The 26,937-nt window shown below is 61.5% G+C and carries 22 protein-coding genes; 15 read left to right on the forward strand and 7 right to left on the reverse strand.

The window, feature by feature from the left end; genetic code table 11:
- Nucleotides 1–2 precede the first annotated feature (2 nt).
- Entirely contained in the window at nt 3–1,664 is a 1,662-nt protein-coding gene (locus QF047_RS11720) for an NAD(P)/FAD-dependent oxidoreductase (protein WP_307277141.1), read from the forward strand.
- A gap of 96 nt (nt 1,665–1,760) precedes the next feature.
- Nucleotides 1,761–2,867 (forward strand): Zn-dependent alcohol dehydrogenase, encoded by a 1,107-nt coding sequence (locus QF047_RS11725; protein WP_307277144.1) that lies wholly within the window; start codon nt 1,761–1,763, stop codon nt 2,865–2,867.
- Nucleotides 2,868–4,457: 1,590 nt separating this feature from the next.
- Here QF047_RS11725 and QF047_RS11730 read toward each other — a convergent pair.
- Nucleotides 4,458–5,309, reverse strand: a complete 852-nt coding sequence (locus tag QF047_RS11730; protein ID WP_307277147.1) for a MaoC/PaaZ C-terminal domain-containing protein — start codon at nt 5,307–5,309, stop codon at nt 4,458–4,460.
- A 1,065-nt stretch (nt 5,310–6,374) separates the two neighbouring features.
- Between QF047_RS11730 and QF047_RS11735 the strand changes: the two genes are divergently transcribed.
- Nucleotides 6,375–6,818: a hypothetical protein gene (locus QF047_RS11735; RefSeq protein ID WP_307277149.1), complete on the forward strand. Its 444-nt coding sequence runs from the start codon at nt 6,375–6,377 to the stop codon at nt 6,816–6,818.
- Nucleotides 6,819–7,079: 261 nt separating this feature from the next.
- Here the strand turns inward: QF047_RS11735 and QF047_RS11740 are convergent, their stop codons facing one another.
- From QF047_RS11740 to QF047_RS11750, 3 genes are all read right to left on the reverse strand, one after another.
- Nucleotides 7,080–8,294 (reverse strand): cytochrome P450, encoded by a 1,215-nt coding sequence (locus QF047_RS11740; protein WP_307277150.1) that lies wholly within the window; start codon nt 8,292–8,294, stop codon nt 7,080–7,082.
- A complete protein-coding gene (locus QF047_RS11745) occupies nt 8,291–9,589 on the reverse strand; it encodes an alpha/beta fold hydrolase (RefSeq protein ID WP_307277152.1) in 1,299 nt (432 codons plus the stop codon). Before QF047_RS11745 ends, QF047_RS11740 begins: the two co-directional genes overlap by 4 nt.
- 108 nt (nt 9,590–9,697) lie before the next feature.
- A complete protein-coding gene (locus tag QF047_RS11750) occupies nt 9,698–11,008 on the reverse strand; it encodes an MFS transporter (RefSeq protein WP_307277153.1) in 1,311 nt (436 codons plus the stop codon).
- A 149-nt stretch (nt 11,009–11,157) separates the two neighbouring features.
- On the opposite strand from QF047_RS11750, the gene QF047_RS11755 reads away from it, so the two are divergent.
- A complete protein-coding gene (locus tag QF047_RS11755) occupies nt 11,158–11,778 on the forward strand; it encodes a TetR/AcrR family transcriptional regulator (RefSeq protein WP_307277155.1) in 621 nt (206 codons plus the stop codon).
- A gap of 451 nt (nt 11,779–12,229) precedes the next feature.
- Nucleotides 12,230–12,844: a TetR/AcrR family transcriptional regulator gene (locus tag QF047_RS11760; protein ID WP_307277157.1), complete on the forward strand. Its 615-nt coding sequence runs from the start codon at nt 12,230–12,232 to the stop codon at nt 12,842–12,844.
- A 169-nt stretch (nt 12,845–13,013) separates the two neighbouring features.
- Here the strand turns inward: QF047_RS11760 and QF047_RS11765 are convergent, their stop codons facing one another.
- On the reverse strand, nt 13,014–13,187 hold the full coding sequence (locus tag QF047_RS11765) for a hypothetical protein (RefSeq protein ID WP_307277160.1): 174 nt from the start codon (nt 13,185–13,187) through the stop codon (nt 13,014–13,016).
- 667 nt (nt 13,188–13,854) lie between these two features.
- Here QF047_RS11765 and QF047_RS11770 point away from each other — a divergent pair.
- The 9 genes from QF047_RS11770 to QF047_RS11810 all read left to right on the forward strand — a co-directional run bounded on the left by QF047_RS11770 (nt 13,855) and on the right by QF047_RS11810 (nt 23,248).
- Nucleotides 13,855–15,162, forward strand: coding sequence for an alpha/beta fold hydrolase (locus QF047_RS11770; protein ID WP_307277164.1), 1,308 nt, complete (start codon nt 13,855–13,857; stop codon nt 15,160–15,162).
- On the forward strand, nt 15,159–16,418 hold the full coding sequence (locus QF047_RS11775; protein ID WP_307277167.1) for a cytochrome P450: 1,260 nt from the start codon (nt 15,159–15,161) through the stop codon (nt 16,416–16,418). Before QF047_RS11770 ends, QF047_RS11775 begins: the two co-directional genes overlap by 4 nt.
- 15 nt (nt 16,419–16,433) lie before the next feature.
- Nucleotides 16,434–16,757, forward strand: coding sequence for a 2Fe-2S iron-sulfur cluster-binding protein (locus QF047_RS11780; protein ID WP_307277169.1), 324 nt, complete (start codon nt 16,434–16,436; stop codon nt 16,755–16,757).
- Between the two features lie 13 nt (nt 16,758–16,770).
- Nucleotides 16,771–18,042 (forward strand): NAD(P)/FAD-dependent oxidoreductase, encoded by a 1,272-nt coding sequence (locus tag QF047_RS11785; protein ID WP_307277171.1) that lies wholly within the window; start codon nt 16,771–16,773, stop codon nt 18,040–18,042.
- A 13-nt stretch (nt 18,043–18,055) separates the two neighbouring features.
- On the forward strand, nt 18,056–18,571 hold the full coding sequence (locus tag QF047_RS11790; protein ID WP_307277173.1) for an HtaA domain-containing protein: 516 nt from the start codon (nt 18,056–18,058) through the stop codon (nt 18,569–18,571).
- Entirely contained in the window at nt 18,568–19,623 is a 1,056-nt protein-coding gene (locus tag QF047_RS11795) for a hypothetical protein (protein WP_307277175.1), read from the forward strand. Before QF047_RS11790 ends, QF047_RS11795 begins: the two co-directional genes overlap by 4 nt.
- A gap of 16 nt (nt 19,624–19,639) precedes the next feature.
- On the forward strand, nt 19,640–21,178 hold the full coding sequence (locus QF047_RS11800; RefSeq protein WP_307277177.1) for an NAD-dependent succinate-semialdehyde dehydrogenase: 1,539 nt from the start codon (nt 19,640–19,642) through the stop codon (nt 21,176–21,178).
- A 159-nt stretch (nt 21,179–21,337) separates the two neighbouring features.
- Complete coding sequence (locus QF047_RS11805; protein ID WP_307277180.1) at nt 21,338–22,816, forward strand: aldehyde dehydrogenase family protein; 1,479 nt, start codon at nt 21,338–21,340, stop codon at nt 22,814–22,816.
- A gap of 54 nt (nt 22,817–22,870) precedes the next feature.
- The gene (locus QF047_RS11810; RefSeq protein WP_307277184.1) at nt 22,871–23,248 is read left to right on the forward strand and encodes a hypothetical protein; all 378 of its coding nucleotides are present in this window, start codon (nt 22,871–22,873) and stop codon (nt 23,246–23,248) included.
- Nucleotides 23,249–23,274: 26 nt separating this feature from the next.
- On the opposite strand, the gene QF047_RS11815 is transcribed toward QF047_RS11810, so the two are convergent.
- On the reverse strand, nt 23,275–23,886 hold the full coding sequence (locus QF047_RS11815; RefSeq protein WP_307277187.1) for a TetR family transcriptional regulator: 612 nt from the start codon (nt 23,884–23,886) through the stop codon (nt 23,275–23,277).
- 100 nt (nt 23,887–23,986) lie between these two features.
- On the opposite strand from QF047_RS11815, the gene QF047_RS11820 reads away from it, so the two are divergent.
- A complete protein-coding gene (locus QF047_RS11820; protein ID WP_307277190.1) occupies nt 23,987–24,805 on the forward strand; it encodes an SDR family oxidoreductase in 819 nt (272 codons plus the stop codon).
- Nucleotides 24,806–25,337: 532 nt separating this feature from the next.
- On the opposite strand, the gene QF047_RS11825 is transcribed toward QF047_RS11820, so the two are convergent.
- A complete protein-coding gene (locus QF047_RS11825; protein ID WP_307277191.1) occupies nt 25,338–26,780 on the reverse strand; it encodes a class I adenylate-forming enzyme family protein in 1,443 nt (480 codons plus the stop codon).
- Nucleotides 26,781–26,937 lie beyond the last annotated feature (157 nt).

Below are 26,937 nucleotides of genomic sequence, written 5' to 3' on the forward strand. Positions count from 1 at the left end.
CTATGATGACGCCATACGCTAAATCAGCTGAACCGACCACAATTAGCACCGCTGACGTCGTCGTCGTTGGTGCCGGTTTCGCAGGTCTCTACGCACTCCGCCGCTTCCGCGACGACTTGGGTATGAGGGTCCGCGCCTTCGAAAAGGGCAATGACGTCGGCGGAACGTGGTACTGGAACCAATACCCCGGTGCTCGTTGCGACGTCCCCTCGACATTCTACTCGTACTCGTGGGATGAGGCGCTCGAGCAGGAGTGGACTTGGACGGAGAAGTACGCGACCCAGCCGGAGATCCTCGCCTACCTCCAGCACGCCGCCGGGCGGTTTGATCTCTACAAGGACATCGACTTCTCCACCGCTGTCACGGGCGCCCGCTACGATGAGGAGCGCAACCGTTGGGTCGTCACCACGGACAAGGGTGAGACGGTCGAGGCACAGTTCGTCGTCACTGCCGTCGGTTGCCTGTCGGCGTCGAACCTCCCGGGCGTCCCCGGGCTCGACGACTTCGTCGGGGACATCTACCACACCGGGGAATGGCCACGCGAGGGCGTGGACTTCACCGGTAAGCGCGTCGTCGTGATCGGGACTGGCTCCTCGGGATTGCAGGTGATTCCTCAGATCGCGTTGCAGGCTGAGCATCTCACCGTCCTGCAGCGCACCCCGAGTTTCTCCGTCCCGGCGTGGAACCGCCCGTTCACCGAGGAAGAAATCACGGAGATCAAGGCGAACTACCGGAAGCTGCGCGAGGCAGCGAGAGCTACGGCCGGAGGAGTGCCCGCCCCGCCCTCGGAGGGCAAGGGGTCCGAGCTATCGGCTGAGGAATTCAACGCCGCTCTGGCAAAGGGCTGGGAGGCAGGCGGAGCGAGCATACTCCGCACGTTCGACGACCTGATGGTGGACGAGAACACGAACGAGGCGGTCGCGGAGTTCTTCAGGGCGCGCATCCGGGAAATCGTCGACGACCCGAAGACTGCCGAGCTTCTTTGTCCCAGCGGCTTTCCCGTTGGAGCGAAGCGCCTGTGCGTGGACACGGACTACTTCGCAACCTACAACAGGTACAACGTCGAGCTCGTCAGCGTCAAGGACTCGCCGATCGAGCTGATCACTGCAACTGGCATTCGTGCGGGAGGCCGCGACATCGAAGCCGATGCCATCGTTTTCGCTACAGGCTACGACGCGATGACAGGGCCGTACCTCAAGATGGACATTCGAGGTCGTGGTGGTTTGACCCTACAGGAGAAGTGGGAGGCCGGACCCCGGACCTACTTGGGTATCGCTACCGCAAAGTATCCCAACCTCTTCATGATCACCGCGCCGGGCAGCCCCTCGGTCCTCGGCAACGTGGTAGCCGCCATTGAACAACACGTCGAATGGATCACCGACTACCTGAATTACTTGCGCGACCACGACATTCCCGTAACCGAGCCCACGATGGAAGCGGAGGACGAGTGGGTCGACCACGTGAACGCCTTGGCGGATGCCACGATCTACACTAAGGCTGCCTCGTGGTACCTGGGTGCGAACATCCCGGGCAAGCCGCGAGTGTTCATGCCCTACCCAGGCGGCCATGTGACGTATCGCAAGAAGTGCGATCAGGTTGCGGCTGACGACTACGAGGGCTTCTCCCACCAAAACTCCGAAGTACTCGTGGGAAGCCTCGCGTAAACACAAACCTCCGGTCCCGTCGCAGTCGGGAAGCAGATTGCGACGGTATCTCATCTCAAGCACAGTCACAGCGGGTAAAGAGCAGGAGACAACATAATGAAGGCAGCGCTGATCAAGAAGACCGGCGAGCCCTACGTGCTCGACGACATTAGGGTCGACGACCCTATCGGTCACGAAGTCCTCGTCGAGGTGAAGGGTTCCGGCCTCTGCCACAGCGATCTGGGTATCGCGGAAAACGACTACGGCATTCCGCTACCCCTCGTACAAGGCCACGAGGTCGCTGGAGTTGCGATTGCAGTGGGGCCGGACGTTGAGTCGGTCAAGGTGGGCGATCACGTTGTCGCCTGCCCCGTGTACTTCTGCGGGCACTGCGACCAGTGCCTGCAGGGAAGGAACACCTCGTGCCGCGAAGCCGCCAAGCGTGATCGGGAGAAGGGTGGGAACGCCCGCTTCACCATGCCGGACGGCAGGTTCGTCATGCAGCTCGGTGCAATCGGCGGCTTCGCGGAACAGACGCTCATCAACGAGAACCAGCTCGTATCGATCGATCGGCGTGTCCCGTTCGACAGGGCTGCCCTTCTGGGGTGCGGTGTTGTTACCGGCGCGGGCGCTGTGTTCAACAGCGCGAACGTCCGGGCCGGTGAGACGGTCGCGGTGATCGGATGTGGTGGTGTGGGTCTAAATGCCGTGCAGGCCGCAGCGCTCACCGGTGCGGGCCGGATCATCGCCGTGGATCTTCAGCCGGGCAAGCTGGAGCTAGCAAAGACGTTCGGCGCGACGGACCTCGTCAATCCCGACGACGGCGATCCGGTCGAGCAGGTGCGCGATCTCACGGGTGGGCACGGAGTTGATCACGCATTCGAGATGATCGGACTCATGCCCACGCTCGTTCAGGCTACACAGATGCTCGACCACTTCGGCACCGCCTACATTGTGGGCATGCAGAAGCCGGGAACGAAACTACAGCTCAACGTCGATCCCATGGTGCCCACCGGCATGCTCATGAAGGAACAGGCGATCCGCGGGGTGAAATTCGGGTCCGTGAACGTCAAACGAGACATCGCTCTTTACGCGGACCTGTACCTGCAGGGCCGATTCAACCTGGACGACCTCGTCTCCCAGACGATCAGCCTTGAGCAGATCAACGCAGGCTTCGAGGAACTCAAGAAGGGCAGGGTCGCGCGCAGCGTCATCGTGTTCTGAGCAAATCAAGAAACCGAACGAAAGGACACTCAGATGGCATACGCCTCTGTGAACCCCTACACCAACGAAACTCTCAAGACCTACCCGACCGCCACTGACGTAGAAATTGACGAGGTCCTCGCGGCGCGGGCACTTCCGTGGCGAGTGCGCCCAGGGATGTGTTGCGCGCGCCTCGAAGGTCGATGTCGGCCTCCCTTAGGCGCAGCATGAGCGTGTTGGGGTGGATGTGATGCCCCGGCCCGGTAGCTAGGAAACAACCATTCGCTGCCGCAGCCGCTTCGCGCTGTGCACGGGTCCGGGGGTTTCCCATCTGCAGAGAGAGACCGGACGCGCCGCAAATGATGCCAGCGGGCGAAGTACGTATCACCGCGTCCTCCTCTGCAGATTCTGCAATCGGATCACTACAGCTTTATAGAACATCCTTCCGTTATCGGCGCATCGAAGATGAGCGGGGGAACGGCTACATGGAACGCCTCGGACGCGATGAGGTTGGACAGGCCTGAAAACCGGCCGCCCGCGCCGTCGACCGCTTTAGATGAGCCTTCGTCATGTCCAGTCAGCCGCGATTCAGTTTTCGGTACACTTCAGGACGAAATCCTGTCCAACCTCGGCCCCGTCCTCAAATGTGTCCATGCCACCCATTTTTACAGGCCTCACTTGCCCTACTACTAAGACGGGGTCACCTCTCCCCCGGCGCAGCCTATAGCTTGACGAAAGGTCCGCTATGGGCTCTTTAGATTTGGTATTGGAAGTGGCTGTGAGAGCCCGCAGCCACGGTATCCTAGGGTTTTCCAGCCGGAACCGGCGCGTACCGCAAGCGAGTCATTGCTGCTGTGATCCTGATGCGCTGCACTCGGCTGAAGCAGGACGTTCCCGCTTCTAATGGATGGTTCCACGCACAAGAATCAGATGCGGGCTTGTGGACAAGATCCTAAGTCCCAACCATGCCGGGTGAGCGTTTCACTCATTCGGCGCACGTGCCGTGACCATCGAGCGTCTTCGCCGGCTCCTGGCGCATCTAGATCTGTATAGGTGGATTTTTCAGCGGCACCATAGAGCAAGGTGTCATGGACCTGCTCAAGAGAGAGCCCAAGGTCGGCTAACCTCTGCCGAAAAGGCCCCCAACAGGTCGCTGCTGTCGGTATGCGCCGACCACTGCGGCGTGGCCGGGATGCATCGTGGGTGTTGATGTTGTATGCGGCCGCCACCTCCGGAGCAAAGACGGGCAGGCCATGTCCTCGACGTTTACAAACCTCACGGTCAGGGGCACGGCCAGCGCCCAGGCAACGGGATTGGTTCAGCATCGATGACCGTTAGCATCAGGGTGGGTCTGCAAGTTTCACTCGGGCTATGACGGGCAAGACTGGCCACCGTCCGACCGGGCAGGGTGCGGTAATTAATGATGTAGGAATGTAGCGTCGTCTTGCCACTGACTTGGCATAATACGATATTGCGTTTCCCCTTGAAAGGAGAGAACGAAGGCGGGTAGGAGGGATCCTTTCCCTGTCCACGCAGTAGGAAAAATCACCGCCCGGTCTTACCTCCTTCCAGTAGTTTCGGGCTCTGGGGAAGCTTGTGGAACGTTGAAGGTCATGATTCTCTCCTGGTAAAGAGGCCGCGGTCCAGCACCACGCGGTCCCCGACGAGGGTCTGGAATTTCAGTGAGTCGCCGGCGTCCCACATTCTGACCGTGAGCTCATCGCCGGGTATTACGGGCGATGCAAATCGAACAGCGATGCTGCCAAAACGGGACGGGTCCGAATCACACATGGTGTGGAGAAGGGCGCGGCCGGTGAAGCCGAACGTGCACAGGCCATGCAGGATGGGCCTGTCGAAGCCGGAATCCGCGGCCATCCTTGGATCGGAATGGAGCGGGTTCCCGTCTCCGCTGAGCCTGTACAAAAGGGCTTGGTCCCGGCGCGTCTGGTATTGAACGACATGGTCCGGTGCGCCCGCCGGTTGCTCCCATACGGTCGACTCGCCGCGCCAGCCGCCGTAGCCGCCCTCGCCTCGGGCGAAAATCGTGTTGCGGTTCTGGATCAGCAGCCGACCGCTGGCTTTGTCCCGCAGGGCTGCCTCCGTGATGATCATGGCACCGGTTCCCTTGTCGAGGATGTCGACGACGCGCGCCGTCGTTACGACCGTACCCGCCTGGGGCAAGGGCGCATGCAGGGTCAGTGCCTGCTCGGCATGCAGGATCGACGAGAGCGGGAAGTCTCCGAATCTGGACAGGTTGCCGCTTCCGGAGCCCAGAACAACGCCGAAGGTCGGCAGGACGCATTGGTCTACGTCGCGGGAATTCTCGGTGGTGAATGCAAGCTCGTCAAAAGGGTCCTTGGCTCCGGCGCCCACACCCAAGGCGTACAACATGGCGTCCCTGGCGCTCCAACTCCTTTCGCCAACGATCCATTTCTTGCCAATGCTGTCAAGGTCAATGGTCATCCAGCCGCTCCTTTCTCTGTGATGCTGCACCGTTAATCGTTGAGCCGGGAAATTCTCGGACAGCCGGCAGGCGCAGTTCGAGGTGTTGTCGTCGCGCCCTGGACATGGATGCTCCATCACATGGAAACATAACGGTCTGTCCATATGAAGGAATCATATTTCACGCGGATCTCTCTTATTACTTGCCGGACAATTCAAAACTGTGGTTCCCGGTCGAAGGCCCTGGACAACTCGTGGACTCTCCCCCCGGTTCTTACCGTGACACCGGAGAAGGCGAGAACATGGCGGCGGAGCGCCGAAGCGTTGCGATTAGTCGATGATCCGGGTGATCATCCGGTGCCCCACCGCCGGTTCAGGGGCTGAACGCTTGACCAGACGGAGCGCTTCACTGTTGTGTGCCATCAGCAAGGAGATTCAGGAATTGGCCGAGTGCTGCCTTACTGCGTACTGTCCGACCGGTGGCAGCCGTCGACAAGAATGGGGGCGAACCCATAGCTGTCGATGCTTCGAGCTGGCCCTGCCCAAAAGGTTCCGCCGCTAATTGCGGACCAGCGCGATTCCGGAAATTTCCGTGATCTCCGAGCGAGCATGTGCCGTGATCTATGCCCTTTTGCGGAGGGTCGCCGACACTTTTTGACGACGAGGTGGCTGATGCTGAGCAGATGCGGCGCGTGCCAAATGCCGTGGCAGCCGCGGGCGGGACAACCGCGCCTAAATTCCGACTACGATCACCGAGAACGAGCAACAGAGCGGTGCGGAGCATCGCTGGCCTGCCGTCCTTGGCCTGCTCGCCGCACTTGGCCTGTACGGGACGCTGCCGACGACATTCCTGCCGGGTGTTCGCTACACCGTCGTCATCGTCGGACTGGGACTCCTGATTCCGCTCGTGACCCTGAATCCCCGCCGTCTCACCCGCGAAACTTGCTGGTTCAAATATCTTTCCGTTGGCCAGGCACTTCTGTTGGTCGTGGCGAACGAGACCGCCCTGATACAGCTGGTTATTGCCCTCACAAACGCAACAACAGCGACGGCCCAACCCTTTTGCTCGCCGCACTTCAGGTATGGGTGACGAACGTGATCGCCTTTGCCATGGTCTACATGGAACTGGACCGGGGCGGCCCGGTATCCCGCCGACACACCCCGCGCCCTGACCTGCCCAGAGCAGACTTCCGCTTCCCCCAGGATGAAGACCACGACGCCGTGAAGGAAGTCGCCGCCAGGTCTTCGGTAAAGACCGGCTGGACGGCGGCGTTCATTGACCATCTCTACTTCTCCCTCTCCAACTCCCTGGCACTCAGCCCAACGGACACAATGCCGCTTTCAGCCCGTGCCAAAGCGCTGATGGGGCTGGAGGCCTTCGGCGGCTTCGTGCTGCTGGCACTCGTCATCGCCCACGGGATCTCCCTTCTAGGCCAAATAACCAGCCCATCGTGTGGAGCACAGGCTGAAGCATTTGCCGCTGGACGGAGGGTCCGTCGAGTTCAGCCCTCGGTCGTCTTGACTCGCTGATATAGTCCTGCCCGCAGCGCGGACGTGGCGCTCTCAGCCAACGTACTTGGCAGTGGGGTCACGACGGATCGCTAGCGATTTGAGCGCAACCCGAGTCGTCAGCAACTGCCTCGATTGGGAACGTGCAGCTGTTCTTGGTCGTACCTCTGGCCCACGAGAACGTTTACCTATGGTGATCCCGGCGCATGACAGAGGCGGGGCAGTTCCTCCCCCCGCCTCTGTCAACGTCCTGTGGTGTCTTATGCGGTCCTGCAGCGTCCTTTATGCGGCGGTTGCGTCCAGCCGGAACGGCACCGCGGAAAAACCGTTGATGCTTCCCAACCTCGGATACTTCTTGATGCCCTCGTGATCGATACGCATGTCCGGAAGGCGACGCAGGATGGTCTCGAGCATGGCTTCTGCCTCGACCTTGGCCAGCGGTGAACCGAGGCACCGATGATTACCCGTGCTGAACGCCACGTGGTCGCGTGCGTTCTCGCGGTCCAGTCGGATCTCGTTCGGAGACTCGAAGACCAGCGGGTCCCGGTTGGCGCCCGCGAGCCACATCCACACTCGCTCTCCCTTGGCGATCTTCTGTCCGAGGATTTCCGTGTCCTTTACCGCGGTCCGGGCGATGTTCGTCGCCGGCGTGACGACACGCAGGAACTCCTCGACTGCGTTCTTACGCAGTGCTGCGTGGTCACGCAGCCGCTCTTTCAGCTCAGGCTTGTCGTCCAACCAGATCAGCGCATGCGCGACAAGCGCAGTGGTGGTGTCAAATCCTCCGAACACAAGAATGTTCAGCATGCTCTCTGCTTCATCAAGTGAGAGCGGTTCACCCTGCACAGTCCCCTGGGCGAGTGCCGTGATCAGATCACCTGTGGGGTTGGTCCTGCGCTCGAGAATGATGTCCCGGAAGCGCTGCCGCAGGCGGGCCTGCTCATCACGGGGATACCCGGGGTCATCTGGCATTAGGAAAACCGCCGCGTGCGCCGAGTAAGCGGCGTCGCGCCAGTCGTCGGGATCGTAACCAAGGACATGCAGCGTGGTACGCGCCGTCGTGGGGATGATGACGTCGTCGACCAGGTCTCCGCTGCCACGTCCATCCAAGGCGTCCACCGCCTCATTGAGGTAGCCATGCGCAACCGGCCCCCACTGTCGAACCGAGCGCGGCGTGAAGAACGGCGCTTCGATACGCCGCCGGTCGGTGTGCAATGGGGGGTCTGACTCGCCCAGGAAAAGTCGGTAGGTGGAGCGGGGAATCACGATTCCCTGGCCGCCGTTCTCGGTACCGGAGAGGTCGTTCACGCTCGTGAAGGTTTCCCAGTCCGAGCCGATTTGGTTCACCGCCGCATGAGAGGCGACCAGCCAGAATCCACCGTAATTGTCGCTCCAAGCAATGGGTTTGCCGGACGCGTGGAAGTCCTCTGCGATCTGCACCCAGTTCTCCCGGTAATGGGGCGAGTTGCTGTTGTAGTCAATCGTCGGCCTGGTCATCGCGTAACCGCTCCCTGCTTGTATGACGCCTCACTGATGATTTCATCGAGTACCGGAACTATGAAGTCATTGAAGCCCACGGGATCATCCGAGGGCGCGAAGTGCCCGAGGCCCTCACCGACGCGAAGGACTGTACCGGGGATGTTGCGCACCACGGCCGGTGCACCATGATCGGGATCCAGCGACGCGGGGTCGTACTCGCCCACGATCAGCCATACCGGGCTCTGGTCTGTGTTGATTTTGTGTCCGTTTTGCTTGAGGTCATGACCGGTCATGAAATAGTCATTATCCCCGGCGTAGATTCCAGGGAAGTTCGATCGGTAGATCCAGTACACCTCCCGCGCATCGGCCTCCGGAGCGTTGGGTGCTGTCGCCCCGAGAATCATTGCAGGAACCATCTCCGCCGAGATCGACGGCGTACGGAATCGGTCGTTATCGAACGACCGCGCCGACTCGGGGATGTCGTACCAGCCGTTGATGCTGACGAACGCACCGAAGCGGTCGCCGGCTTCCGCTGCGAGGTCCAGCGCGAGCTGACCTCCCACGGACGTGCCCATGAAGTACGGCTGCTCCAGATCGAGGTCGTCAATGAAGGCGATGATCCAGGCGATGAGGGAGTCTCGGGTCGGTCGGTAGGCCTGCTCCCACCACCGAACGCCTTCCACTGGGAGCGACTTGCCGTGGTATGGCAGATCGATCGCATACATGGTGAACCGATCCTGCATCCGAGGATCAGCCAGCAGGTGTCGGTACTCCCGACCATCTGTGCCGGCAGTTGCTTGAAGAACCAACGGAATGGAACCCGTTCCCGCGGTCTCGTAGTAGACCCGGGCCTCGCCCTCGTCAGTGTGGAGATAGACGTATCGACCGATGGCGTTATCCGTCAGCTTGTACGGGTTACCCCCGGCCTTGCGAGGAAGGGGGCCGGCTACCGACTCGCGGACCAGCTGGTACAAGCGCTGCAGCGCCCCCTGATACGGCGCTACTACGAGTTGAAGATCCCCCCGAACCACTAGACCCGAACGCTGCGCCATCGTGAGGGACTCGAACCCCGGACGTGGAATCCCGGGCTGGAAGGCCTCCAGCCAGAACTCCTCCGTACCGGTGATGACGGCCGCTGGAGCATCGTCACCGACCGGGAACACCCGCACTCCGTCGACGGTCAACGAAACATCGAACCCCGCGTGGCCCACTTCAACTCGAATGACATGCTCGTCAAAGCCGCGGAGCTGATATCTCAGCTCCCGATCACCCTCGATGAGGGCGGCAGCTGCCGTAGTGCTGAAAGAATCCACGTTTCGCTCCTTGCGACATGTAGTAATGCATTGTGTCAGTAGGTGACATTATCTCAGCTGCTTCCTGCGGAATACAGGTTGCATGACCCCAAGTAGGACCGCTGGCGACTAGGCATTGACGGGTTCTCCAACCTCTTCCCTATCTCGGCGTGAGAGACGGGGGCGGACGGTTGTCGTCTTGGGAAGAGAAAAGATGAGCAATGCCGCGATAGCCACTGCGACACCGCCGACAGCCGCGATGATGTCGTAGCTTCCGGTTGCTTCAAACACCAGACCAGCCACAAAGGGCGCCGGCGCTCCCACCAGTGTGAAAACGAAGAAGACCAGCGACATCTTGAAGGCGAGTCCAGCGACGCCGAAGTGTCGGCTGAGGTAGTAACCAAGGAAGTCCATCTCGGTGCCGATCGCCACCCCCGCCAGGAGGCATGCACCGTACACCAGACCGATGGGTCCCCACACGCTCGCGGGCAGGCCAGGTATCGCAAGCGCGATCAAGATTCCAGCAACGTACCTCGCCTGGAAGACGTCGAGAAGATATCCCGAGATGAGGCGCCCGGAAAGACTACCCAGACCAAGCAACGACAACGCCGATGCGGCAACGATCGGATCAATCCCGCGACCTACAAGCGCCGGGAAAGTGTGTGCGAAGAGCACCGTGGAGAAGGCGCCAAGGATTGCGAATGCGGCCAACAGCCGCCAGAACACCGAGGAGCGAAGGACGCCGAACTGACTCGTCTTGCTGGCAGCGGCGACCTCGTCCGGAAGCCGTACCTGATGATCCGCACGGAAGGTAGCCAGCACAAAGGGCCAAGGCAGCAGTACCAGGGCAGCATAAATGAGATACAGCCCAGGAACGCCCACCGTCGGCTCCAGCGAGATGATCATCGGGGGCAGAAGAATGGAACATATTCCAGCGCCCAGCCCCATCAGCCCCAAAGCAAGTCCGCGGGCCGAGGTGAACCGGCCGGCAATAGCAGTGGTGTAAGCGACTGTGGTCGTTCCTGCGCCAAGGAACGCAGCAAGGCCGAACAGGAACTGGATGAGGCCGACCGAGGCATCATTGGCGAAGGCGATGCTGATGAACACCTGGCCCGCCGCAAAGAGCGGGATGCTGACACCCAAGACCGCGCGCAGATTGACCCGATCAATAGCCATGCCAACGCCGATGCCGATGAAACCTGCGACGAGACCGTTCACGGTGACCAGAGCGGCCGCCGAGGCTCGAGTGAAGCCATATTCAGCCTCTAGGATCGGAATCGTTGCGCCTACCGTGAAGTTCACCAGCGACAGGGCGCCAGTTCCCGTTCCGAGGAAGCAGGCGAAAAGCACCCAGAAGTTCTTTCGAAGATCAGCCGACTTGCTGATAGGTGCCTCTAATAGCTTCGAGGCGCCGCCGTGACTATCCATGTTCATCTCCATCGTCTTTGATGATTGTCAGCTTGTGAACCAAAGTGTCAGCAACTGTCAGTAACTGTTAGCAAGGGACACTACATGGCTTAGATGGCATGTTCAACGAAATTTCGAGGAAAGAGTGACACGGACGTTGTAGGTTGGTCGTAAGGAGAGTGATGACTGACTTGCAAAGCACCTTGGAGCGCGCCATACAGGCCTCCGCGCTCGGCGCCCGCGCACGGACCAAACGCGACGTCGGAGACCGGCTGCGTTCGTCCGCGCTGGATCTGTTCATGGAAAAGGGATACGACGCGGTCACGGTGAACGAGATTGCGGACCGCGCAGGAGTTACCCCGCGGACTTTCTTCCGGCACTTCCCCACAAAAGAAACGATCGTCCTCGACCTGACGGACATGACGAACGATCGACTCGTCCGGATCGTACGCCAATGCGAGTCGACAAGCATTCTTGACGTACTCCAGCAGTCGCTGGCGGAGTGGTTCGAGGAGTTCGCGGACCTGTTCGACGTCGTCAAGCTACTCACCAAGAACTCCGACACTCTTCGCGCCGCAGTGCTCCTGCGGCAGACTGTATGGGAACCAAACCTGGCCACCGCACTGGCAGCTCATTTTCCTGAGCTCGACCACGATGCGGTCCTCCTATGGGGGTCACTCGCCTACGCATTACTCCTCCGTTCCGAGGATTATGCGCTAAGACACCAGATTCCCATCTCAACTGCGGTGCCAGAGGTCTTCACACTCTTCTCTTCCCATATCCAGCAGCTCCAGGTGAAATAACCCGGGCAATAACCACGACAACGATGTGAAAACCTAAGGCCCGAAGGCCGGCCAAGGTCGCTCACGCGTCATTGCTCACCGACGCCCCGTCGGGCCGCAGGTTTCGCCAATATGTTGCGCAGCGAGAGGTACGGGTCGCTCTAGACCTCGAGAATGCCGTCGGCAAGCTAGCAGTGGTTCACGGCGGCGTTTTCCAGAGGGCCGGCACGGACAAGGGGGCCGCTGGCGGCGTCGATCGCAGTTAGGGCGATTGCTTTCGCGGCGTCGCCGCCGGCCGCTTTGGCGGCAAAACCGGGAAAGCGGAGTCCCGCGGGGCGCGGTACGGCAGCCCCACGTTGAGAAAGTCCCTTTTAGCACGCCGGGCACACGTTCTCGCCGATGACGTGAAAGTGTCATAAACTGACATAAGTCGTCTGTATTGGCGGCTTTGCTTAAGAAGGAGTCAGGAATCGTGACAACCGAGATGGTGGCACCGATGAAGCTTGCGCTTGAGACCTCGCGACTAGGAGCTCGTGCGCGGGCGAAGCTTGAAATGTCAGAGCGCCTGCGGGCTACGGCGTTGGAACTGTTCCTTTCGCGCGGCTATGACCAAGTACCCGTATCGGAGATCGCGGAGAAGGCGGGCGTGACCTCGCGCACATTTTTCCGGCACTTCCCTACCAAGGAAACGGTCCTGCTGGATGTTACCGACCAGACAAATATTCGGTTGATAAAGCTCCTTGAAACGGTCGCCCCGGCTGCGGCTCCTGTGGATACGATCAAGGCCGCCCTGTTGCAGTGGTTCACGGAGTTTGCAGAGCTCCTGCCATTGGTGAATCGGCTAAGTAGTGACTCAGAGAACTTGCGTGCAGGTCTTTCTGCCCGCCAGGAGATTTGGCAGGACCGCATTAGCGGTGCCATTGGCTCGCGCTTCGTTCATCTTGCCCGGGAGGACGCCCGCCTGTGGGGTCTTATGACGTTCGTCTTGCTTAGGCTGACCGCGGAAGAAAATGCCGGCGGCCTCAGCTATCCCGATGCCCTCGCGAAAGTTTTTTACTCATTTCAGACCCAAACGCGGAGTATTTGAGTCGCCAGTTCCAAGGCTGTACATAGGAGTTGTTGCCTTGGGCAGTCCACGGTTAGCAGGGACATGTGAGCACGGCCAAGGGCCTCAGGACTGAATGCCAGAGCTCATTGGCCCTGTTTTTGACTGTCAGGCGCGGGTGCCCCCTGAAAGCGGCCTTCCTTCCGAATCTTCAGACGCACTTCGATGCCCAGGCCATGCCGATGTGCCCCCGGCGGAGCGAGGACGGGGTCATGCCGACTATGGGGACAAGGACGTAGAACCATGTCTGGCAGGTTATGCCGATGCCGGCGAGGGCAAGAGTGGCGGCCAGGAGGAACGTGGCGAGCTCCCTGAGGTCGACCATGTAGTGGTTTGTATCAAGGACTGGATGCACCACGGCCCGAGCCGGGCCAGGCGTACAGCGATGAATCCGAGGATGCGTCGCGTTGTCCATTCCCAGATGGGGCCGAGGCTGAGGCCGAGGAGCACACCTGCTGTGCCGGTACCCGGAAAGTGCCGCGGAAGCCAAACCCATGATCCCGGCCTCGATCGCCAGGGACGGAAGACGGGCAGGGTCTAGGAACCGCTTGAGGAGACCAACGTAGACGACTCCGGTGGTCACGGGCAGGATGCGGCGCTTGCCGAAATGCTCGGCAAGATTGCCGGTCATGGGCGCGGTGACCGCACCCGCCAGCGCAAAGGCGGTCCGAAGCCATGCCACCTGGGAAGTGTGGTCCGGCCGCCTCCTGAAAAAGGCTTGGTCATCGGCCGTGGCTCCGGTGCTGATACGGACAGGAAAGCGCTTCCTTGCTCGAAAAGCTTGTTGCCCATGATGTGCGTCAAACTAACGGGCGATGTCTGCACGACTCCAAAGGTGTACTTGCCAAAAGTGAGGCCAGAGATTTTCGAACGACGCGGTCCTTGACGAAAATGTGCGCTGTGTCATATAGTATTTCTGTCACACAGTGACGCGAAATGTCTGATACTGACACGGCGCGATGGCGCGCTACGCAAGGAAGCGAGAGGACACCATGGTCCCGGAAATCAACATTGAAACTCTTCGTACCGCGGTGCTGGCCGATAATGAGCTGGCATACAAGATGCGGGGTCTGTCGGCAGTTATTCGGGTCCAGGTGGGCTCCCAGTCCCTGGATTTCGAATTCAGCCCGAGCGGACTCAAAGTCCGGCAAGCCGAGGGAGATGCGGCAGTGACGCTGGCAGCTGGAGAGGACTTTTGGGCCCAGGCCCTTGCCTCAAGCACACCGGCCCCGGGGTTTGAGACGCTGACGATGGCTGGGACCCGTGGCTTGACTGTGGACGGTGACTTTGCCGGAATCATCACTGCATATCAGGGCGGTTTGCAGCGGCTTTACCGCGTCCTGGTTGAGAGCGTAACGGGCCCGACCCGGCGTTCAGCCCCGGCTGAGCCCTTCCGCGGGACCGACAATGCGGTGGGCCGGTACGTTTACGTCACGGCCAACGGCGTCGAGGCCCGGGTGTATTACGAAGAAGCCGGGCATGGCCCAATCCCCCTGATGCTGGGTGCCACGGCAGGCGCTGACAGCCGGCAGTACCGGCACCTTCTGGCCGACCCCGACATGCAGGCGCGTTTCACCATGTACGCCTATGACCTGCCCTACCACGGCCGCTCCCTGCCCCCGATTGGGGAACGCTGGTGGGAGAAGCCTTACCTTCCCACCGGCGAATACCTCATGAACTGGGTCGTTGGCATTGCTGATGCTCTCGGCCTTGATCAGCCCTTCTTTATGGGCTGCTCCGTTGGCGGGCAGCTGGCACTCGATCTGGCGGCCGAGCACGGTGACAGGTTCGGCGCGTTTGTTTCCCTGAACGGCTGGTACGACGTCCCGGCCATGCCGGAAGGTTTCAGCAATGACCTGTTCCGCACACCAAACCTATCCTCCGATTACGCTCCCTCGCTGAATTTCGGTGCAGCAGGACCTCTGGCGCCGGAAGCGAACGCCCAGGAGGTTTACTGGGTTTACCGTTCGAGCTTCCCCGGCATCTACGCGGGCGACAATGATTACTTCGCTTACGGACACGACCTGAAGATCAACGGCCACAAAATCGATGCTGTGAACAAGCCGGTCTACGTTATCGCCGGCGAGTACGATCCAGCAGCCCATGACACTGTCCACGGTGGTGCGGCCGTCGCCGAAAACATCCCGGGCTCGGTGTTTGTGGTCTCCCCTGGGCTCAGCCACTTCGCGATGCAGGACGACCCCATCGCCTTCCGGGAAAGCCTGCTGCCCGTCCTTGACCAAGTTATCGAGCAGGCCAACACCCCTGCGGCACCACTGGAAAGCGAAGCAGCAAAATGACCGAAACGCTGCCCAGGCCCACCTTCGATTTCGACCACCATGGTCCAGAGTACCGGGACGGGTGGGGCGAAATCGCCCGTGATTACCATGCCTCCGGCGGCCCAGTGGTGTGGTCCGGCAACCACGACGGATTCTGGCTCGTCGGGTCGTTCGCGGCCTGCGCTGCAGTGCTTGAAGACTGGGAAACCTTCACCTCCTACAACGACCTGGAGGGAACCGGGAACGGTGGCCGCGGGATGATGATTCCCCAGATGCCTTACCGTTTGGAACTTGGCGAGTCCGACGCTCCCCTTCATACCCAACGGCGGCGCATCGAGGTTCCGTTCTTTACGCCCCGCGCCCTGCGGGAATGGGGGCCCGTGGCCCAGCGAAACGTAGACGACGCACTGGATGCAGTCATACAGAACGGCACGGCCGACCTCGTCAACGACATCGTCCTGCTCACCGCGGCGCGGACGACCCTGCATCTGTTGGGCTACTCCGTTCCCAATATGGATCATGTAGCCGACGTTGCTCACCGGCAGTCGTTTACGATGCCGACGTCCCCGGACTTCGCCCGGCTTTACGCGGAAGCGACAGCACTGCGTGGGGACTTCCGAAAAGAGTTCCTCTCCCGCCGCGCAGACCCCACCGGAGACCTCATCTCCGCTCTGGCCGCCGGCACCGTCGACGGTAAGCCGCTCTCGGACCAGGAAGGGGAAAGCATGATTAATGCCCTCGTCCTGGGCGGGTTTGACACCACGACGTCCGCGACGACGCACGCCCTCAGGTGGCTCAGTACCCACCGTGAGGAAATCCCCAAGGTCCGCGATGACGCCAAGTACCGCAAGAACGCCGTCGAGGAGTTGCTCCGCTACTTCCCCCCCACCAGCTCGGTCGCCCGCACAGCAGTGCGGGACACCGAAGTGATGGGCCAGAAGATCGCCAAAGGCGAGCGGATCCTGTGCTGGCTCGCCGGCGCGAACCGTGACCCCCAGCAGTTCCCGGATCCGGACACGATTGATCTGGCACGCGCCAACGCCCCCGAGCACCTCTCCTTCAGCAACGGCAATCACCGCTGCCTCGGTTCGCCACTGGCCAAAGTGGAAATTGGAATCATGCTCGAGACCATCCTGCGCCGCATCCCGGACTTCACCTTCGACGAGGACAAAGCACAGCCCTACCCCAGCATCGGTTTTGTCAACGGATACATCAGTGCACCCATCAGTTTCACCCCCCGCGCGCCACTGGGTGCGTTCCAAAGCCCTTCCGAGTAAGAAAGAAAGATTCCAATGACACAGGTCATCTACACCAGCCACGACGGCGAGGTACACACCCTCGAAGGCGGTGATGGCGACAACATCATGCGCCTCGCCGTAAAAAACGGTATCCCCGGCATCGAAGGCGAATGCGGCGGTGTTCTTTCATGCGCAACCTGCCACGTTTTCCTCGACCCCGCGGACTCCGCGAAACTGCCGCCCATGTCCGAGCTCGAGGACGAAATGCTCGACGGTGCGGCCGAAGACCGGCAGGAGTGCTCCCGGCTCGCCTGCCAGGTGACGCTCAGCAGTGAGCTGGACACACTTCACGTCACCACCCCGGAATTCCAGTCCTAGGAAGGCTGCTGTCATGAGCGAGAACGACCACGGAGTGCTCATCATCGGTGCAAGCCAGGCCGGTGTACAGATCGCCAGCAGTCTGCGTGACCTTGGCTATCACCGACCGATAACGCTCGTCGGAGCGGAGGAACACGCCCCCTACCAGCGTCCGCCTTTGTCGAAGGCATTCCTCAAAGGGGAAGCGGGCCACGCCGACCTGGCCTTGCGTGCCGGGGAGTTCTACCGGGATCGTTCCATCAACCTTGTCATGGGCGAACGGATCACATCGATCAGCCCGGGGGCAGGGGTCGCAGTAGCAGCCTCGGGACGGCAGTTTCACTTTAGCCGTCTGGCCCTGACAACAGGTGCCGCCCCCACCCGGTTCGCCGGGGAGGGCGGCCACCTGGAGGGCGTGATGTACGTACGCGATGCGAACGATGCAACGGAGCTCAAGAACCGCCTCGGTGACGCCCGGAACGTGGTAGTTATCGGCGGAGGATTCATCGGACTGGAAGTCGCTGCCAGCGCGAAGAAACTTGGCAAGGAAGTCACCGTGCTCCTGCGCGGAAGCTCTCCGATGAGCCGCAGCGTCGGCCCCCTGGTCAGCAGCTTCTTTCGCGACTCCCACATCCGCCGCGGCGTGCGTTTCATCACCAGGGCCCAGGTTTCCACGATCCTCGACAACGGTGCAGGCAAAGTCCAGGGAGTCCAGCTCGCATCCGGGCACACCGTCCCGGCCGACATCGTTATTGTCGGGATCGGCGCCGAACCGCGCGTCGAACTTGCCCGGGAGATGGGGCTCGCCGTTGACAATGGCATCCTCGTCGACAGGGCCTGCCTCGCCTCCGACGGGTGGACCGTCGCCGCAGGCGACTGCACCAGCGTCATCAACCCACTCGCTACCGGACACGGGCCGGAGCGGCTCCGCTTCGAATCCGTCAACAACGCGATCGAACAAGCAAAAATCGCTGCAGCGACCCTTGCAGGCCAGCGTGCAGAGTATCAGGCGGCACCATGGTGCTGGTCGGACCAATTCGACCTCAAACTGCAGTCGGTGGGCCTTTCCGCCGGACACGACCGGCACGTCCTGCGCGGATCTGTCGACGCCGAAAAGTTCAGCGTGCTTTATTATCTGGGCGGGCAACTGATCGCGGCAGACTGTGTCAACACCCCTGTGGATTTTATGGCCATCCGTTCGGCGCTCCTGGCCGGACGTTCAATCCCAGCCCCGTTGGCCGCAGACACCAGCGTCCCTCTGAAGCGCCTCACCACCGACATCCATAAACCCGTCCTCGCCAGCTGAGCCGGAGAAGACCATGGAACAGCAGACAACTGATACTCCCCCGCCAGGATTTCACTGGGGAATCAAGGAAGGGTTCGTAAGGTACATCGCCCGCATGGGCGATGGTATCTGCTCTACCACCGATGGAGCAGATATCAGCGGGAAAAAGTTCCTCTTTTCCGTTACGCCGTCCCAAAGCGAGAACCCGCCGGAGCCACAGTCGTTTGCCTTCATCGGCGATGTCAGATTCAGCGGCCACCACGGGCTGCTCTTCGTCCGCATCGCCGACCCGACCCTTGCCATAACGGGTGACACTGCCGTCCTGTCCGTCGTGGACTACCTGGACCAGCAGGAAGGCAAAAGACTCGACCTGGCAACAGCCTGCATAGCCGTCCGCGAGGACCCCACAACCGGTGTCCGCATCCTCAACGGAACCGATGTCCGGCTCACCGCCGACGGAACAGAACTATTCAACAATGTGTACCCCGAGGGCGAACCATTCGACGATTTCGAAGCACACATCCCCGCCCGGAAAGGACTGTCCCTGTGACAACCACCCAGCAAACCCCCGCCATCGAGATCCTCGAACTGCGTCAACGGGTCCAGCAGGCCCGGACCAAGGCCGCGTCCTGGATCACGGACCGCATCGCCGACGACGGCACCCCGGCAGGAGCACAGACCGCCAATTCCTGGTGGCGTGCTCCTTGGGCGCTCTGCCTGGCCGGGGAACCGGCAGCGGCCGCCGCCCTGATGGGATGGGCCGAACGGAACGCTTTGACCGACACCGGCGACCTGCGCCCCGGCCCCTATGGCGGCGGCCCTTACACCGGCGGTACGAGCGGCACCCCCACCTACCTGCTGTCCCCTCTCGCCATCGCTTCTTGGCTCCTTGCCCGCTACGACACCGCCGAGGCTGTCATGGCCACCCTGGAAACCTACCGTGATCCTCGGACCGGTGGCGCGTACGAATACGCCAACCACACCCAAGACCCGCTTCAAGACATGCTAAAGACCTGCCAGCTCGGCATTTCCGCACTGGTCACCGGCCACCGCGAAATCGCAGACGGTGTCCACGGCTGGCTTGTCAACAATTACGCCCAGCAGCCTTCTCTGCCCGAGGCTCTGTTCACCAGCAGCAGGGGCGGAGACCTCGTCACCGATTTCCCCGCGGAGCAGTCCTTCATCCGTCGCGTGGATTACACAGCCCCCAGGCAGGCCTATTTCCAGTCCGGGATCGCCGGTGCCTTCCTGGCCGGTTACTACCAGCAAACCCAAAACATGAGTGCCTTGGAACTGGGCAAGAACTATCTCCGCCTTAACCAGAACGGCACGGAGGCCCAATTCGACGATCCGTCATCCATCCAGATCTGCAAGTTCGGCTGGGGTGCCGCTGCCATGCACACCGCAGATCCGGGACCGGACAGCTTCGCCTGGGTTGTTCGAATGGGCGAATGGTTCGTCGACCGGCAGGAACAAAACGGCGCCTGGGCCCCGTCCTCCTTTGCCGTCCCCCAACCGGGCGAACTCGATTACTTCTGGAAAACTGCCGAACACCTCATGGAACTGTCCTACATCGAACTGGCCCTGGCCGCCACGAGCTAGCCCGAGGAAAGAAAACATGAACACCACCGCAATTCAACAACCACCCACCACACAGGAACCCGGCAGCCGGAGCGCCTCTGCAGCGAAGGAAGCTGAACTCCTCTCGAGGGTGCCCAAGGGCCTGCTAATCGGCGGCGAATGGCGGGACGCATCCGACGGGGCCACGTTCGACGTGCACGATCCCGCCACCGGGGACGTGCTCGCCACCCTCGCCTCGGCCACCAGTGATGACGCCGTTGCCGCTTTGGACGCCGCCGACGCCGCGCAGGCGTCCTGGGCCCGGACCGCCCCTAGGGTCCGAGCCGAGATCCTGCGCCGCGCCTTTGACCTGGTCACCGAACGCGTCGAGGACTTCGCCCTGCTGATGACGCTGGAGATGGGCAAACCGCTGGCCGAAGCCCGCGGGGAAGTCACATACGGGGCGGAGTTCCTACGCTGGTTCTCCGAAGAAACCGTCCGCGACTACGGCCGCTACCTCACCACCCCCGAGGGCAAGAACAAGATCCTGGTCCAGCACAAACCCGTCGGACCTTGCCTGCTCATCACCCCTTGGAACTTCCCGCTCGCCATGGCCACCCGAAAAGTGGCACCGGCGGTGGCAGCAGGTTGCACCATGGTCCTCAAACCCGCCAAACTTACCCCGCTCACCGCACAGTACTTCGCCCAAACAATGCTCGACGCGGGCCTGCCCGCCGGCGTCCTGAACGTCGTCTCCTCCGCCAGCGCCTCCGGGATCTCCGGCCCGCTCTTGAAGGATTCCCGGCTGCGGAAGGTCTCCTTCACCGGCTCCACCCCGGTCGGCAAACGGCTCATCGCCGACGCCGCGCAGAACGTGCTGCGCACCTCGATGGAACTGGGCGGGAACGCGCCTTTCATCGTCTTCGAGGACGCCGACCTCGACCAAGCGGTAGAAGGGGCCATGGCCGCGAAGATGCGGAACATGGGCGAGGCCTGCACCGCGGCGAACCGGTTCCTCGTCCACGAATCCATCGCTCAGGAGTTCACGCGCAAGTTCGCGGCAGCCATGCGGACACTCACCACCGGCCGCGGCACCGAACCCACCACTCAGGTCGGGCCCCTCATCGACGACGGCGCCCGCGACGACGTCCACGCCCTCGTCACGGCCGCTGTCGACGCCGGAGCCGTCGCCGTCACCGGCGGCGCCCCGGTAGAGGGTCCCGGCTACTTCTACCAGCCCACCGTCCTCGCAAACGTCCCCAACGACGCTGCCATCCTGGGTCAGGAAATCTTCGGGCCCGTCGCACCCGTCACCACCTTCACCAGCGAAGAACAAGCCATCAAACTGGCCAACGCCTCCGAGTACGGGCTCGCGTCCTATCTCTACAGCAAGGATTTCAACCGCCTCCTCCGCGTCGCCGAGCAGATCGAGTTCGGCATGGTCGGCTTCAACGCCGGCGTCATCTCCAACGCCGCAGCACCCTTCGGCGGCGTCAAACAGTCAGGCCTCGGACGCGAAGGCGGTTCCGAAGGCATCGCCGAGTACACCACCACCCAATACATCGGGATCGCCGACCCTTATCAGGAGTCCGCCTGACGGCCAACGTTGTCCCCGGACACTGCCCGGAACTCTGAGGGTTCCGGGTAGTAGCCTGCTCGCGACACTAACGGGTCCACCAGTCCGGTAGGACAAAGAACCAAAATCCCTCACATGATTCGCCCGTTGCCCTGCAACGGAATTCAAAGGAGAAGAAGCATGACCCTGACAGTCGAAGACCAAGCAACAACATCGAACTTCACCCGCGACAAACTCTTCATCGGCGGCCGGTGGCGTGAACCTGCCGGGACCCGTCGGATCGACATCATCAACCCGGCCACCGAGGAAGTCATCGGCTCCGTTCCCGCCGCTTCCGAAGCGGACACCGACGCGGCTGTAGAGGCCGCCGTTGCTGCCTTTGCACACGGCCCCTGGCCAAAGCTCTCCTTCAAAGAACGCGGAACCTACCTCGCCCGCATCGCCGACGAACTCGAACGCCGTAGCGACCAGATCGCGGAGGCCTACGTCAAAGATTTCGGCGGCCTCATCGAAGTCGGCCGGGCCTTTGCGCACATGGGCGCCGGCATTCTCCGCCAGCACCGTGACATGGCCGAAACCCACTGGCAGGAACCAGAACGCCGCGTCGACGGCGGCGTCGAGGCGCTGATTGCCCGCGAACCGGTCGGACCGGTCCTGGGCATCGTCCCCTGGAACTCCACCTTTGTCATTACGATCCTGAAGCTCGCACCCGCTTTGCTCGCGGGTTGCCCGATCGTCATCAAGATCGCTCCCGAAAGCCCGCTCAATAGCTTCGTGATCGCCGACGCCATCGCCGCCGCGGACCTTCCCGAGGGGCTGGTCAGTTTCCTTCCCGGGAACCGAAAAGAACTCGGCAACATCGCCGCAAGGCCGGAGTTCCGGCACATCTCCTTCACCGGAAGCACTCCCGCCGGTACACAGATCATGACAACAGCGGCAGCGAACATCACCGCAGTAACCCTGGAACTGGGCGGAAAATCACCCGCGATTTTCCTGGATGACTTCGACCCCGCCGACGCCGCCGTGCTGCTCCCCGCAACGTTGGGCCAGGCGGGCCAGACATGCACGACCTACTCACGCCTGCTGGTCCCTGCATCACGTGAGGAAGAGTGGCGTACCGCCCTTGCCGGCCTTTTCGGCTCGGTGGTCCTCGGCGACCCGGCCGATCCTGCAACCCAAATGGGTCCGCTGCTGAACGAAAAGCACCGCAAATCCGTGGAGGCCCACATCGACCGGGCTCTCAAGGATGGCGCTACGATCCTCACCGGCGGCTCACGCCCCACGGGATTCGGGCAAGGCTTTTATCTTCAGCCCACGATCATTACGGACGTCACCCAGGAGATGGCCATCGTCCAGGAAGAAGTCTTCGGTCCGGTCCTGACTCTTCAGACCTACCAGACCATCGATGAAGCCATCGAAATGGCCAACGACAGCGAGTATGGACTCGCTGCAGGCGTGTACGGCCACGATGAAACGCGCGCCCTGGAAATAGCCGCTCGCCTGCAAGCCGGCAATGTCTCTCTCAACGGCCTTTTTGGATCATGCATCTTCATGCCGTTCGGCGGGTACAAAAAATCCGGGCTGGGACGCGAGGGCGGACCCGAAGGCGTCGAAGAGCTGCTTGAGATTAAGCAAATCCAACTTCGACGGGCGATCTGACCTCTGACCAGCATCGCGACGGCCACCAGTGAGACCGCCGAGGCGGCCCAAGGCTTGGATCAAGCTAAACGTCCCCGGTCAACAGTGGGCGCCGCGATGCTGGTGATGGCAGCAGGGACCACCGTAGCGTTCGGGTTCCTCGTCGGACCAGGCAGCTCCCACTTCGGTGTCACCACAGCCCAGTTCCTGCTGTGGTACTCAATCTTCACCATCAGCACCGCCATAGCAGGAAGCTTAACCGGGCGGCTCTCAGAGAAACTGGGAATCAATCTCCTCGTCAACATCGGCGGCACCCCAGGTATGGCAGCTCAGATAGCTGGCAATACACGCCCCGAGCCGTTCGGGTTCGGTTCCGCAATCCTGAAGGTCGTCGACGCCGAGGAGATTCCTCTTCGCATGTTCTTCGGGGTGGAGCTCACTATCTGTCGGTGAGTCGATCGGGCGCGGACTGTCGCCTATTAGACACTGCTGAGTTGGAGCGTTGCCATGGAATCGTCGACGTAGCTGCTGAATGGTTCACTTCGGTCGGAGGCGAACCAGGCTTGGCGGGCGGCTTGCATGCAGGCGAACGCGGCACCGACGATCGCGGCTGGTTTTGGGTCGGATGGGACGTGATCGTGGTTGGTCAGACGGGTTGCGACGCGGCCGATGAGCAGTTCCTGAACTCGCTGCATTTTCTCTAGATAGCGGGCATGCAGCTGTGGGGTACTCCGCACGATTTCGTCCATCGCCTCGTTCCGCGCACGTTGGTGATCGTCCTCAACGTATTCGAGTGTGATGTCGAAGACGCGGCGCAGCGATTCCCATACCGGCTCGTTTGCCGGACGGGCGTCCAGTGCATCCGCCATGCGATCCGCGAAGACGTCGTACTTGCCGATGACGAGGTCATCCTTGGACGGGAAGTATCGGAAGAACGTCCGCTTCGACATTCCGGCGGCCGCCGCTATCTGCTCAACAGTGGTGTCCTCATACCCCTGCGCGAGGAACAAATCCTGAGCCACCGTCGTCAGTTCCGCCTGCGCCAACCTGCGTGTTCGTTCCCGAATCGGTATCGGAGAGTTTTCAGCCATGAGCAATCATAACTCCAAGATGCGTACTTGGCACCAAGTGCCGATAAGGGCGTACAGTGGCTTTATCGCCTCAGGGAGGCGTAAAATGTGAAGGAGCATCATGAGCAAGGTTTGGTTCGTTACCGGAGCATCCAAGGGCTTTGGCCGGGAGTTCGTCCTCGCCGCCCTTGAGCGCGGCGACAAGGTTGCAGCGACCGCCCGTAATACCGACACCCTGGACGATCTCGTCGAGAAGTACGGGGACGCCGTGCTGCCCTTGAAGCTGGACGTTGCCGACCGCGACCAGGCGTTCGCGGCGGTGAAGACCACTCACGAGGCTTTCGGATGCCTCGATGTGGTCATCAACAACGCTGGCTACGGCCTGTTCGGCACCGTTGAAGAAGTTTCAGAGCAGCAGCTGCGCGACCAACTCGAGACGAACGTGTTTGGCGTTTTCCATGTCACGCAGGCCGTCCTGCCGATCCTCCGGGAGCAAGGCTCGGGGCACATCATCCAAATCTCCACTATCGGCGGCGTCGCTGCCTTCCCGGGCCTCGGTGGGTACCACGCCTCCAAGTGGGCGCTTGAGGGCCTGACTGAGTCCCTCGCCGGGGAGGTTGCGGGCTTCAACATCAAGGTCACGCTCGTCGAGCCCGGAGGCTTCGATACGGACTGGAGCGGCGCCTCTGCCGTCTTCGCTGAATCCCAGCCCCAGTACGCACCCCTGCATGAAGGTATGGCAGCTCAGATGGCCGGCAATATCAGCCCCAAGCCTGTTGGGTTCGGTTCCGCAATCCTGAAGGTCGTCGACGCCGAGAAGGCTCCTCTTCGCGTATTCTTCGGCGACCAGCCTCTTCAGATCGCGTCCTACCTGTACCAGCAGCGACTCGACCAGTGGAACGAGTGGGCGCCGGTGTCCCGTGAAGCCGAAGGCAAATAGGGCGCGGCGAGAGTGGACACGACCCTACTGATCACGCAGCTCATCCTCGACGGCCTACTCATACTCATGCTCGTGGGCACCGGCGGCGGGAAACTCCTGCAGGTTTCGTCCTCTCTCGCCATCCGCGACAGTCCTGGCGACGGGCTTCCTAGTCCCAGAAATGGCCGTCGTAGTGGCGCACTTAGAGCACCCCAAGCTCAATTCCACCGGAATGCAATTTGCGCGATTGCCTTTGGGGCCATGAAAGGACACCATGACCAGCTGCCAGCGAAATCCGCCCCGCGTCATAGGCGACTCAAGGCGCTTTGCCCCTCAGACATATTCGGAGCCTACAACCGGAGGAGCTTTCTGTCTTGAGTTCACACCGGCCCCACCACGGATCAGTATGAGTCCCTTCCGCGTCGCGCGAATGACGGAGGTGGCAACTCCCAGCCCATGGATCCCCGTTCCTGCCAGTTGAGAGGCCAGGAATTGGGGGCCCAATTCAACGTCTGGTGAGGGTCCTTTGGGCCGGCGGCGGCGCGATTTCGGCTCATGCCCGTTCATCGTGCGCCATAGTGGACTCCCTAGCCCAGGCTTGCAGAGTCCTCGATGAGAGTTTGCCGGAAGGATCAATGGGAAGCATATTGATAACAGAAATTCCACGCGGAACGTGGCTTGCCGGCAGCACCTTGCGGAGCTGCATCAAAGTCTCTTCGACGTCGATCGCAGCACCGGGCACAAGGGTGACGAAGGCATGCAGGCGGCTGCCCCATACCTCATCCTCGATGGCAACGACGGCGGCCTGCTCGATCAGCGGCATTTCCCTGAGCGCCGTAGCTGCCCCTTCCGGAGAGAGGCGGTTGCCACCCACGTTGACCACCAGTGACCGCCGACCGTTGACATGCAAGCTGCCGGAGTCATCGATGACCCCGACGTCTCCGGTGCGGTACCACGGTGACGCCGGGGGCTCCTCGCCGAAGTATCCGCGGTAGGAGCTGACACCGGTCGTTTCGATCTCCCCTTCTTGGCCGACACCGAGAACTTGCCCATCATCACCGATGATCCGCACGGAATGCAGGGCCGTGGGTCGGCCCGCGGACCTCCCGAACCGAGCCCGGTCCAGAGGGTTCGAGGCGGTCGCTACCATCACCTCGGTTGAGCCATACGAGGTGTGTACGATATCGCCCATGGCGGAGATAACGTCAGCTTCTGTCGCCTCGTCCATCGGTTCACCACCCCAGAACAGCATGGATAGCCCGGACCAGTTCTCCTGCCTGAAATGCGAGGACCGCAGCAGAAGTCTGAGCATCGTGGGCACCATGTAGATGCCGTCAATGCCGCGCCCACGCACGAACTCCCCCGCACCTACGGCATCAAATCGATCAAGCACGGCCGTCGCCCCCGAGACCAGCGCGCCCAGGACCAGGCTCGGCATGGCCGCGGAAGCGACGGGTACCGGAACCCACAGCCGCGAACCGACCCGCATCGGCCATCCCCGTAATGGATTTGTCAGCGCCGAGGCGGCATCGGCCTGCCGGCTTCGGCGTACAATCTTCGGCATACCCGTAGTACCGGAGGTCGTCAGCAGCATCCCGTCGGCCCAAGGCCGACTCGGCACGGGACGCGTCAGCGGGTCCGTACGTTCGAACAGCGCCGCCGGAACTGCACCGCACCGGGAGATTAGTCCGGAAACCATCGCCTCCGGGTAGGACGGATTCACTAGCAGCGGGGACCGACCGGCGGCGATTACTCCGAGCGTAGTGAGCGTGAATTCAATCGGATCGGGATCTGTTACGGCGACCGGTCGGTCATCATCATGTACGAATGCCGACGCCCGGGCGAGCATCTGCTCCGCTAGGTCGCCGTACGACACCGAACGCGCCCCAAATTCCAGCGCAGGACGCTGGGCGTTCGATCCGGCACCCCACAACATGATCCACGAAGCGATGTCTTGCGCATCTGCTGCCGACCGTTGATTCGCACGACTCACCATCTAGACTTCTACCCTTTAGATTCGGTCCTTCACGCCCCGCCCGGGACCACATACCGAAGCAGTACGAGGTCTGCGTTCCAAATCCACATAAACCCGAATGTTCAAACAGTACCCTGTAACCTGCTCCGGAGCAATTACTTACGAAGCTCAAAGGTCG

Origin of the sequence: Arthrobacter sp. W4I7, from assembly GCF_030816215.1 — a bacterium.
Taxonomy (GTDB): Bacteria; Actinomycetota; Actinomycetes; order Actinomycetales; family Micrococcaceae; genus Arthrobacter; species Arthrobacter siccitolerans_A.